Below are 12,531 nucleotides of genomic sequence, written 5' to 3' on the forward strand. Positions count from 1 at the left end.
GGTTAAGGGAAGGGCTATGACCATCGACACAGCTGAGCCCAGTGCGGCCCGCGAGGTGCTGGCCCGGAGCCTGGTGCAAATACGCACACTGCGGGCACGCCTCGACGAGGCGGAGCAGGCCAGAACCGAGCCGATCGCCGTGATCGGCATGGGCTGCAGGCTGCCAGGCGGCGTACGAAGCCCGGAACAGTACTGGGATTTCCTGCTCCGGAGCCGGAGCGGGACCGTGCCGGTCCCGCCGGAGCGCTGGGACCCGAAGCGGTGGGGCGGCATAGCGGGCGGCGGGTTCCTCGACGAGGTCGACCGCTTCGACGCCGGGTTCTTCGGCATCTCTCCGCGCGAGGCCGCCGCTCTCGACCCGCAGCAGAGGATGTTCCTCGAGGTGGCCTGGGAGGCCCTTGAGCACGCGGGTCAGGCGCCGGACCGCCTGGGCGGCAGCCCCACCGGGGTCTACCTGGGCGTCACCACCTACGACTACACCCAGAGCCAGATGCAGCAGGTCGTCCCGGACGAGCTGGAGATGTACTGCACCACCAGCAACGCCTCGACGTTCGCGGCCGGCCGGCTGTCCTACTGGCTCGGCCTGAGCGGCCCGAGCCTGTCCGTGGACACCGCCTGCTCCTCCTCGCTGGTCGCGGTGCACCTGGCCTGCCAGAGCCTGCGCTCGGGGGAGACCTCGATGGCGCTGGCCGGCGGTGTCAACGTCCTGCTGAGCCCCGAGTGGTTCCTGCTGATGTCTCAGGCCGGGATGCTCGCCGAGGACGGCCGGTGCAAGACCTTCGACGCGTCGGCCGACGGCTACGGCCGGGGCGAGGGCTGCGGGGTGGTGGTCCTCAAGCGACTGTCCACCGCGCTCGCGGACAACGACCGTATCGAGGGGCTGATTCTCGGCTCGGCTGTCAACCAGGACGGCCGCAGCAGCGGCATCACCGTGCCGAACCCGGCAGCTCAGACCGACGTGGTGCGGGCAGCGCTGCGCGCAGCACGGGTCGAGGGCAGCCGCGTCGGTTACATCGAGGCGCACGGCACGGGCACCCCGCTCGGCGACCCGCTCGAACTGCGGGCGCTGCGCGCCGCGCTCGGCGCGCCGACCGGCTCGGAGCCCCCGCTGGTCGGTTCGGCCAAGACCAACTTCGGCCACCTGGAGGCCGCGGCCGGCGTCGTGGGACTCATCAAGGCGCTGATGACGGTGCGGCACGGCACCGTGCCGCCGCACCTGAACCTCACCGAGGTCAACCCGGCGATCGACCTGGACCAGCTGCACCTGCGCATCCCGGTCGAACCGACCGCCTTCCCCGCCGGGCCCGGGCCCCGTGTCGCCGGAGTCAGCGGTTTCGGTGTCAGCGGCACCAACGCGCACGTGGTGGTCGGCGAGCCGCCGGCACCCGAGCCGGACGCGAACGCGCCCGAGCCGCGCAACGACCATCTGCTGGCCCTGTCCGCGAAGAGCTCCGCGGCCCTGGACGAGCTGGTGCGCGCCTACCAGGACCGCCTGGCGGCCGCGGACGAGCAGGAGTTGCCCGACCTGTGCCACACGGCGGCTGTGGGCCGCGCCGTGCTCCCCTTCCGGGCCGCCGTGGTCGGTCGGACCGCGCAGGCACTGCGCGAAGGTCTTGCCGAGGCGATCGAGCTGCCGGCCGAAGACACCTCGCCGTATGTGCACACGGGCCGGGTGAGCGCCTCCGCCAGGCCTCGCGTCGCCTTCCTGTTCACCGGCCAGGGTTCGCAGTACGCGCCGATGGCCGCCTCGCTCTACCGGACCGAGCCGCTGGTGCGTGAGCTGTTCGACCAGGCAGACGAACTGCTCGAGCCCGTGCTGGGCCGCCGGTTGCTGCCGCTGATGCTCGACGGCTCGCTCGACGCCGGGCTCATCGACGAGACCCGCTACACCCAGCCGGCCCTGTTCATTCTCGAGTACGCCGTCGCCCGGCTGTGGCGCTCCTGGGGCGTCGAGCCGGCCGCCCTGCTCGGCCACAGCGTCGGCGAGCTCGCCGCGGCCTGTGTGGCCGGGGCGATGGACTGGACCGAGGGCGCGCTGCTGGCCGCCCACCGCGGCCGGCTCATGCAGGAGCTGACTCCCGCGGGCGCGATGGTCACCGTGTTCGCCGAGTCCCAGCGTGTGCGCGAGCTGCTCGCGCAGGCCGGGGAAGGGCTCTCGCTCAGCGCGATCAACGGCCCGCAGAGCGTCGTGGTGGCCGGTGCGCCGGAGGCGATGGAGCGTTTCCTGCCCGTCCTCGCCGAAGCGGGCATCAACTCGAGGCCGGTCAAGACCTCCAAGGCCTTCCACTCGCCGCTCATGGAGCCGATGCTCGACCCGTTCGAGGCCGAGGCCGAGAAGATCGCGTACCGGGCGCCGCAGATTCCGTTGTTCTCGAACGTGACCGGCAAGTCCCTCAGCGGCGAGGGCTGTATCGGCGCCGCGTACTGGCGTCGGCACGCGCTGGCCCCGGTGGACTTCCACCGCGGGATGCAGGCCGTGTTCGACTCCGGATGCACCGTGTTCATCGAGGTCGGGCCGAGCCCCGTACTCAGCGGTATGGCCACACGGTTCGCCCCGCAGTCCGAATCCGGCCCCGACTTCCTGTTCCTGCCCTCGCTGCGGCAGAAGCAGGACGACAACCGGGTGATGCTCAACGGTCTGGCCGCACTGCACACCCGCGGGGTTCCGGTGGACTGGGCGAAGGTCGACGCCGGCCGCGGCCGGCGCAAGGTGGCCGCACCCACGTACCCCTTCCGGCCCGATCGGCACTGGTACACCCCGAGCGAGCAGACCCCGAATGCGGCGGCTCCGGCCTCCACGGCGAACGGGCACCTGCCCGTCGCCGCGGCGGGCGCTTCCGCGGCCGACGGGTCCGGCACCGGCGGCGCGCTGCTCGGCGCATCGATCCCGTGTGCTCTGGACAGCCGTCTCTTCGACGCCCGGATCGACCCCGCGGCGCACGCGTGCCTGCGTGACTGTGTCATGGACGGGATGCCGGTGGTCAACGCCGGCGTCTACCTCGACGTGGCCCTGTCGGCAGCGCGGCGGGAAGGCGTGAGCGGGCCGATCGCCATCGAGGACTACTCGATTCCCCAGAGCCTGATAGCCAGTGAGGTGTGCGCCGGACAGCTGGCGCTCGAACCTCTCGACGAGGCGCGCTACGCCTACCGCTTCTTCGCCCGCCCGGAGAGCGCCGGCGACTCCGCCCCCTGGGTGCTGCACGCCCAGGGGCGCCTCGGTCCGGCCGCACCCGGGACGGCCGGTGCGGCCATCGACGAGGCGGAGCTGGCCGCCGAGTTCGCGCAGCAGACCAGCGGCGAGGACCACTACAGGCAGCTCTGGCAACGCACGATCTACCTGGGCGGGTCGGCCCGCTGGATCGACCACATCTGGCACCGGCCCGGCGAGGCCGTCGCCCGGATACGGCCGGCCGCGGCCGGCGAGGCGGACCCGTATCTGCTGCACCCGGGCGTGACCGACTCGCTGCTGCAGATGCTGATCAGCTGCATGCCCGAAGGCGGTACGCCGGACGAGGCCTACATGCTCCTCGGCATCGACCGCCTCACCTTCCACGGTCACGACGGCCGTGAGCTCTACTGCCGTGTCACGGTGACCCGGTCCGGCTACGCCGGCGACGTTCTCACCGCGACGCTCGACGTGCGCGACGCCGAGGGCACCCCGGTGTTGTCGGCCGACGGCGTGTACATGAAGCGCGCGGACAAGGACGCGGTCACGCGTCAGAGCAGCGACGCGAAGAAGAACGGCCCGGCCCGTCCCGCAGTCGCGCCGTCCGCAGCGCAGACCGGAGCGGCCGGTGCGGCACGCGCCCGCATCCTCGCCCTGCCCTCGAACGAGCGGTCGGCCGAAACCCTGAGGCTGGTCACCGGAACCATCGCGGGCGTGCTCGGATCCCGCGCCGAAGACCTCGACCTCGACGAGCCGCTCCCCGCCCTGGGGCTCGACTCGCTGATGGCGCTGCAGGCCAACGACCAGTTGACCCGCCAGCTGGCTGTCTCGCTGCCGCTGGTCGCTTTCATCGAGGGCTGCGACATCAACGGCCTGACCGATCTGGTGCTCGACGCACTGGGCGAGCCGACCGGCGGGGACACCGCGGAAGGCGCCGGTCCGGGCGCGGCCGCGAGCCTCGAACTGCCGGCGGACGAGCCGCCGCGGATCGTGCCCGACCCGGACGCGCGGTTCGAGCCGTTCCCGCTGACCGACCTCCAGCAGGCCTATCTGATCGGCCGCACGGACGCGTTCGAGCTCGGGAACGTCTCGACCTACTTCTTCACCGAGGTCGACCTCGAAGGCGCCGACCTCGGCCTCCTGGCCGACAAGCTCAACGCGCTGATAGCCCGCCACGACATGCTCAGGGCCGTCATCAACAACGACAGCACCCAGCGCGTACTGCCCGAGGTGCCGCGTTACGAGATCCGCACCTACGACGTGTCAGGACTCGAAGCCGACGCCCGCGAACAGAAGTTGGCCGACCTGCACGAGGAGATGCGCGACCAGGTCCTCGACGCGGACCAATGGCCGCTGTTCGACGTGCGCGCCAGCATCCTGGGCGAAGGCCGCATCCGCCTGCACGTCGCGCACGAGGCGCTGATCAGCGACGCGTGGGGCGCGTCGACGGTGTTCCGCGAATGGGCGCAGTCCGTCCGCGGCGAGGAGCTGGACGAGCCCGCGGAGATCACCTTCCGCGACTACGTCACCGCGGCCAAGGAACTGGAGCAGGGCCCCGAGTACGCGGCCTCGCTCGAGTACTGGCGCGGCCGGGTCGCCCAGATGCCGCCCGCACCCGAACTGCCGCTGGCACGCGACCCCGCCACCGTGCACCGGCCGCACTTCGTGCACCGCGAGCACCGGCTCGACCGCGAAGCCTGGACGGCCTTCCGGGAGCATGCGAAGGCGGCCGGGGTCACCGCGTCCGCAGCGATCTGCGCCGCGTACACCGAGGTGATCGCGCAGTGGAGCAAGAAGCCCGACTTCACCCTGAACATGCTCTTCTTCAACCGGATGCCGCTGCATCCGCAGGTGGACTCGATCGTCGGCAACTTCAGCTCGACCATCCTGCTGGAGGTGCACGCGGGCGGCAGCACCCCGTTCGGCGAACGTGCCGTGAAGGTGCAGCAGCAGCTGTGGCAGGACCTCGAGCACAGCCGGGTGAGCGGTGTCCGGGTGCTGCGGGAGATGAACCAGCAGCGCGGCGAGTCGGTGCGCGCGTCCGTTCCGGTCGTCTTCGCCAGCACGGTGAACTTCGCCGCCCGTGACACGCGCGCCGCGGGCACCGGCCTGGTCCAGCACCTGCTGTCCCTCGGCGACAGCGGCCGCGAGGTCTCCAGCGCCATCCGCACCCCGCAGGTGTGGCTCGACCACCAGGTGATCGAGGACGACGGGGAGCTGATCGTCAACTGGGACGTGGTGGAAGAGCTCTTCCCGGCCGGCCTGATCGACGCGATGCATGCCGCCTACGTCAGCCTCCTCAACGAGCTGGCCGCCTCGCCGGCGGCCTGGAACAGCCCGATCGCCCCGCTCCTGGGGCAGAAGGAGCTCGCTGTACGGCAGCGCGTCAACGCCACCGCCGGCCCGCGGCCCGAGGGGCTGCTGCACGACGGGTTCATGGCCAACGCGGCCGAACGGCCCGAGCGGACAGCCGTGATCGCGCCCGACCGGAGCCTCACCTACGGTGAGCTCGACGCGCTGTCGAATCGGATAGCCAACTGGCTGCGCGAACACGGCACCGCCCCCGAGCAGTTGATCGGCGTGGTGATGCACAAGGGCTGGGAGCAGGTCGCCGGGGCCCTCGGCATCCTCAAGGCGGGTGCCGCCTACGTGCCGATCGACGCCGCGGTACCGGCCGAACGGTTGCGCACCCTGTGCGAGACCTCCGGCATCACCGTGGCGCTCACCCAGCCCGGCGGGCCGGCGGGCGAGTCGTGGCCCGCGGGCGTGGAACGGCTCGTGGTCGACGACGAGACGCTCGCCGCGCTGTCCGACGCACCGGCTCCCCCGTCCTCCGCGGACCCGGGAGACCTGGCGTACGTCATCTTCACTTCCGGCAGCACCGGAACCCCCAAGGGGGTGATGATCGAGCACAGTGCGGCCGGCAACACCGTCGCGGACGTCAACGACCGGTTCGCCGTGACCGACCAGGACCGTGTGCTCGCCCTGTCGGCGTTCAACTTCGACCTGTCCGTGTACGACGTGTTCGGCATGCTGTCCGCCGGCGGCGCGATCGTCCTTCCTGATCCGGACTCCGCGCACGAACCGGCCCGCTGGGCCGAACTCGCCAGGAAGCACGGCGTGACGATCTGGAACAGCGCCCCTGCCCTGATGGAGCTGTTCGCCCAGCACCTCGCCTCGCCGAACGCGCAGGCGCCGGACCTGGTCCGCGTCGTGATGATGAGCGGCGACTGGATACCGGTGACCCTGCCGGATCTGATCCGGCGCGGGCTGCCCGGCGCGGCGATATGGAGCCTGGGCGGCGCGACCGAGGCGTCGATCTGGTCGATCTGGTACCCGATCGAAAGCGTCGACCCGCAGTGGACGAGCGTCCCGTACGGCGTGCCGATGCGCAATCAGCAGTTCCACGTGCTCGACGAGCAGCTGCGCCCGCGCCCGGCCCTGGTCCCCGGCCAGCTCTACATCGGCGGCGAGGGCCTGGCCCGCGGGTACCACGCGGACGGGGAGAAGACGCGCGCCTCGTTCGTCCGGCACCCGGCTACCGGTGAACGGCTCTACCGCACCGGTGACCTGGGCCGGTACCGGCCCGACGGCGTGATCGAGTTCCTCGGCCGTGAGGACGACCAGGTCAAGGTGCAGGGGTACCGCATCGAGCTGGGTGAGATCGAAGCGGCGATCTCGCACTGCGACGGCGTGCGCGCCACCGTGGTGCAGGCGCTCGGCGACCGGCAGGGTCCCAAGCGGCTGGTCGCCTACGTGGTCCACCGGCCCGACGCCGACCCGGACACCGCCAGGATCGAGTCGGCGCTGCGCGCCGTGCTGCCGGAGTACATGGTGCCGAAGCAGTTCGTACAGCTCGACGAGATGCCGCTCACCGCCAACGGCAAGGTGAACCGCGGTGCGCTGCCCGACCCGTCCCTGGCACTCGGCGAGACCGTCGGCCGGGCACCCGAGGGCGAGACCGAGACCCGGCTGGCCGCGATCTGGGGCGAGTTCTTCGACCCGGCGCTGGTCACCGCGGACGCCGGCTTCTTCGCCCTGGGGGGCGACTCACTCACCGCGGTGCGGCTGATGGCCCGCATCGAGGCCGAGTGGGAGCGGGTGCTGCCGGTGTCCCTGCTGTTCGCCCGGCCGACCATCGCCCAGTTGGCCGAGGCGCTGGCCGACCTCGGCAGCACACACCGCCGCGAGGCCCTGGTGCAGGTGCGTACGGAAGGCGCACTGCCACCGCTGTTCTTCGTGCACCCGGTCGGCGGCGACGTGCTCTGCTACGCGGAACTGGCCGCGCGGGTCGGTGGCGACCGCCCGTTCTATGCGCTGCAGACCCCTGACGACCTGGACGCGCCGACGCTGACCGAGCTGGCCGCCCATTACGTCGAGGAAGTCGTCTCGGCCCAGCCGGACGGCCCCTGGCTGCTCGGCGGCTGGTCGATGGGCGGTGTGGTCGCGATCGAGATGTCCCGGCTGCTGGCCGCGTCGGGGCGGACGGCGGACCTGGTCGTCGCGGTGGACCTGCTCGAACCGCCGGGCCCGTCGTACAGCGGTCCGCTCGGCGACGACGACCTGCTCGAATGGTTCGCCCGCGACCTGGCCGGGCTGTCGGGCAGCGACTGGACGCCGCGCTCCGCGGCGGACAGCGGCGGGGACCAGGACGGCGGCGAGACGGTGCCGTCCACGCATCCCGACCGCGTCCAGTCCCTGCGCCGGTCCCTGGTGAGCGCCGGCGTGCTGCCGTCGGACATCGGCGCCGAGGCATTCCACCGCATCATCGAGCGCTTCATGGCCAACTCGCGCCTCCTGGAGGCACACTCCCCGGCCCCGTCCGGGGTCCGCACCCTGCTGCTGCGCGCGGCGGACGGCGGGGCGGACGAGAAGACCGCCGCGGCATGGGTGGACCTGCTGGGCGACGAAGACACAAGCGTCGAAGCCGTGCCCGGCGATCACTACTCCGTCGTGGCGCCGCCCGCCGTGGACGTCGTCGCGGACGCGATCCGCCGAGCCATGAACCCCTGACCACACCGGCAAGCAAACTCCTGACGAAAGACGATAGGACACCCCACCATGCGATTCGGCGCGTTTCTCCCCCCCTTCCACCGGCTCGGCCAGGACCCGACCGCGAACCTGCAGCACGACCTGGAGCTGATCACCCGCCTGGACCAGCTCGGCTTCAACGAGGCCTGGGTCGGCGAGCACCACTCCGGCGGCTGGTCCACCGTCGCCTCACCGGAGCTGCTGCTGGCCGCCGCGGCCGAGCGCACCCGGCGCATCATGCTGGGCACCGGCGTCGTCAGCCTGCCCTACCACCACCCGCTGACCGCGGCCGACCGGATGGTCCAGCTCGACCACCAGACCCGCGGCCGGATCATGTTCGGCATGGGCGCCGGGGTGCACCCCTCGGACGCGTACATGATGGGGATCGCCGCCAGCGACCAGCGGCGGATGATGGCCGAGTCGCTGGACGCGATCCACCACCTGCTCACCAGCACCGAGCCGTTGACCCGCAAGACCGACTGGTTCGAACTGCGTGAGGCCCGGCTGCAGATGCGGCCGTACACCCAGCCCTGCTTCGAGATGATGGCAGCGGGCACGGGCACCGAGCGCAGCATGCGGCTGGCCGGCAAGTACGGCATCAACCCGTTGACCTTCGCCGGACTGGCCGGACGGGAAGCCCCGCCGCTCGGCAAGCTGTGGGAGACCACCGAGGACGAGGCCGCGAAGAACGGCACCACGGTGGACCGGAGCAAGTGGCGCGTGGCGATCTGCACCCACATCGCGGAGACCCGCGAGGAGGCGTACCGGCAGGTGCGCCAGGGTGCGGCGGAGTGGTTCAACAGCTACGTCAAGGGCACCCTCGGCGCCGTGGGCGACCTGCCGGAGGGCCGCGAGGTCGAGCACATGGTGGAGACGCGCACCGCGATCATCGGGTCCCCGGAGGACGCGATAGAGGCGATCGAGTACCTGAACGAGCAGAGCGGCGGCTTCGGCAGCCTGCTGCTGACCGTGCAGAACTGGGCCAACCGCCGGCAGACCATGGACAGCTTCGAGCTGTTCGCCTCGGAGGTCGCGCCGCACTTCACCGGCTCCGTGCAGGGCCTGCGCGATTCGCAGGCCTGGGAGGCGTCGCTCCGTGACGACTTCTCCGCACAGGTCCGCGAGGCGGCCCGGGCCTCGGCCAACGGCGTGGCATGACAGCACCTCACCGGCCGACGGCCGAGTGAGAACGAACCGATCGAGCAGGCGACCCGTGCCGGGGGCTGAGAACCGGTACGGGTGAGAGACCTCCTGCGCGTCGGACGGGCAGGGCCCCGCGGCCGCGGCCGCCGGGGACTCCTTCCGAATGTCGACGGTGGCGGCGCCACTGGTCATCGCCGCCACCAGGGGCGTCGACGGCACACCTTGGGGCTTCACCGCCTCGTGCCCGGCCTCGGTCTCGTCGACCCCGCGCCGATGCCGGTGCGCATCCCGAGCTGCCACGGCGTGATGACGAAGGCCGAGGGGTGTGCCGTCGACTTCCTTCCCAGCGGCACCGCGCGCTGGTGCAGATCCTCGTCACCCCGGGCGCGGACCGCTTCGCGGCCGTCAGGTTCGGGCCCGGGGAGGGCTCCGACCGGCCCTTCCTGCTGACGCACCAAGCAGAAGACTCAATGCGGCTACCAGGCTCGCGTTATCAGCTGACCATGGATGGTTGAGGGGTATTCAGTGCCTTCCGAGACGACAATGACCGCCACGTTCCAGTCAACCGACAGTGAGGCGCCGGCAGATCACAAGGCCTCTGCACGCCGCCGTAATTTCCTTTACCAAGATGGCGTGGTCATCTCCTCAATCATCCGCGCGCTCGACTCACTCGGCCTGCTGGAATCCGGCCCCGGCAGGGAATGCGGCCTTCCCGGAACCGGATATCTGGGAGTGGTGCGGCGCTGCCTCGCGAGCGTCGGCTGGTTCGACGGTGACGCCGAGCCGGCGACGTGGACGCCGTCCGGACGAGCGGCCCTGCGTCATCGCGAACACCTCGTGGAGGCGGGCCAGTTCCTTGCCCGGTTCGCCGGCAGCACGTCCGACTCGTGGAAGAGCCCTTGGGACGACGAGACCTCGGCTGCTTTCTCGGCCGCAGTCGGGCGCCTGGAAGAATGGCACGCAGGCACCGAGCGGGACGAGTTCACCGGGGCGTGTCTGGAAGGAACGCTGCTCGTACCGGTCATGCTGTCACTGCGCGCTCACGAAAGCGGTGAGCGGCTCCCGCAGGACGTGGAGCGTCTCCTTGCCCTGCTCGGCTGGGTCGACGCCGAGTGCCGGTGGACCCCGAAAGGCCGGGCTCTGCGGAATTGCATCGACGACTTCGGCCTGGCGGGCTCCTACCTTCCCATGCTGGCCCGTCTGGAGGAGCTGCTTCGCGGCGAGCTCGTGGTAAGTACCGGCGCCGATGAATGGCATCGCGACCAGGAGCTCAATGTTCAGGCCGTCTCGGCCGCCGGCAGCCGGTACTTCGCCGACGCGGACCCGATATTCGGAGAGATGTTCGCACACGGCCGGCCGCCGGCGTTCATCGCCGACATGGGCTGCGGTGACGGCAGTTGGCTCACCCACCTGCATTCCATGATCGGTGACGGCGTCCGCTACGTCGGAATCGACTCCAGCCCGATCGCTCTCGACGACGCACGGCGGAAGCTGCGGGCTGCCGGCGTACGTGACCCGCTTCTCCTGCTGGGTGACGTCGCGTCGCCGCAGGAACTGCGGGCGCAACTGGCCGAGCACGGGCTGTCGATCGAGGACGGCCTGCACATCCGCTCGTTCGCCGACCACGGCCGGACCTACCACGGCGGACCGCCGTCCGATGTCCCCGGCTCGGCGTCCGGCGCGTATGTGGCGTCCGACGGCACGCCGCTGTCGGCCGCTGCGGTCGAGGCGGATCTCGTCGCACACCTTGAGCGCTGGAAGCCGTATGTCGGCAAGCACGGCATGGTGCTTCTCGAGGCGCACTGCGTGCCTCCGCACGTCGCGTCCCAGCATCTCGGCACGCTGCACTCGGTCGCGTTCGATACCTACCGCGGCCTGGCTCACCAGTATCCGGTCGAGTATTCGACGTTCATGAACTGCAGCCGGCGAGCCGGCCTGACCGCGGTGAGCCACCTTGAACGCCGCTATCCGAGCACGCTGCCTTTTGTCGCGGTCTCGGTCAACCGATTCGTGTGCGCGCAGCCGAATCCCCTGGAGGTGGTCCAGCTGCCTGCCCCGGACGAGCGGCCCGGGACAGCTGCGGGGCAGGACCCCGTGACGGCCCCGCAGGCGAACGGCTGGCACCCGGAGCCGGGCTCCGACCTGGACGACGGGCGCGGCCTGCACGAACTGCTCTACTTCGACGGCGACCTGTCCCAGCCCCGCAGATGGTCCTCCGGAGCAACCGGAGTGGTGGTCCGCGAAGTCATGGCCGCGATCAACGCGCGCGCCGAGCAGGCCCGCAGGGGCGACGTCATCCGGGTTCTGGACTACGGGGCAGGTACCGGCCTGGCATCCATCGAACTCTCCAAGATCTGTATCGAGCAGGATCTCCCCGAACGCCTTGCCGGTCTCGGCATAGGTTTCGAGCTCCACCTGGTCGACTTGCCGCACGGATGGTTCGCTCAGGGCTACGAGCTCCTGAAGGACGTCCCGTGGGCCAGATTCCATTCCCTGCGGGGAGATGGCGGACAATTCCGTGATCTCCTCGACGTCATGGACGGCGATCACGTCGACGTGGTGATGGCCAACATGGTGTTCCACCTGCTCCGCGAAGGCCCCATGCGGCACGCGGCCGCCTCGATCGCGGCCGTGCTGGCACCCGGCGGCAGGCTGGTCTTCAATGCCCCCGACCTCGCGCCCGCCACCAGGAACTCCGTTCTCTTCCACGACCCCAACCGCCTGCTCAGGCGGCACTGGCTGAACGCACTGGACGCGGCCGACCCGTCCGAACTGCCCGCGCCGCTGCGCGAGGCCGTCGCCCACGCGCGTTCGGCCCAGAGCCTGAACGCCCAGGAACGCGCGGACCGCCGGATACTGCCCACACCGCAGTCCATCGACGGCGTCGTCACGGCTCTCGAGCAGTTCATGACCGGCACGACGACCAGTCAGACGTTCGAACTGCTGGCTGAGGAGAACCTCTCGACGGCACTCGTCCCGTCGAATCAGGCGGAGTACCTCGCCGAGATCACCGACCGGACGATTCGAGAGGCAGCCATTCGCCACATCGTGCGCGAATATGTCTTCCCCGAAATCTCGACGGGGCCGGCCGGTACGGGTCTCGGCTACAACGTCGAGTGGAAGTTCGGCGTCTTCGAGCGCCCCTGAGGGATGTCCCGTAGTCCGTGGTGGATCAGCGCGGCGTCGGATGC

At 70.8% G+C, this 12,531-nt stretch carries 3 protein-coding genes; all 3 read left to right on the forward strand.

The genetic code is table 11. The features are described from left to right. Positions 1–16 precede the first annotated feature (16 nt). The 3 genes from ABT025_RS15525 (at position 17) to ABT025_RS15535 (ending at position 12,487) form a co-directional block, all read left to right on the forward strand. The gene (locus ABT025_RS15525) at positions 17–8,179 is read left to right on the forward strand and encodes a hybrid non-ribosomal peptide synthetase/type I polyketide synthase (RefSeq protein WP_350994114.1); all 8,163 of its coding nucleotides are present in this window, start codon (positions 17–19) and stop codon (positions 8,177–8,179) included. A 48-nt stretch (positions 8,180–8,227) separates the two neighbouring features. After that, positions 8,228–9,355 carry an LLM class flavin-dependent oxidoreductase gene (locus tag ABT025_RS15530; RefSeq protein WP_350994116.1) on the forward strand — a complete coding sequence of 376 codons (1,128 nt, stop codon included), beginning with the start codon at positions 8,228–8,230 and terminating at the stop codon, positions 9,353–9,355. Between the two features lie 618 nt (positions 9,356–9,973). Continuing rightward, positions 9,974–12,487: an AprA-related methyltransferase gene (locus tag ABT025_RS15535; protein WP_350994118.1), complete on the forward strand. Its 2,514-nt coding sequence runs from the start codon at positions 9,974–9,976 to the stop codon at positions 12,485–12,487. Positions 12,488–12,531 lie beyond the last annotated feature (44 nt).

Origin of the sequence: Streptomyces sp. NPDC002809 (assembly GCF_040295435.1) — a bacterium.
Classification (GTDB): domain Bacteria; phylum Actinomycetota; class Actinomycetes; order Streptomycetales; family Streptomycetaceae; genus Streptomyces.

Coding starts and splice junctions, on each gene's coding strand:
- ABT025_RS15530 (WP_350994116.1), top strand. CDS start 8,228: ATGCGATTCGGCGCGTTTCTCCCCCCCTTCCACCGGCTCGGCCAGGAC.
- ABT025_RS15525 (WP_350994114.1), top strand. CDS start 17: ATGACCATCGACACAGCTGAGCCCAGTGCGGCCCGCGAGGTGCTGGCC.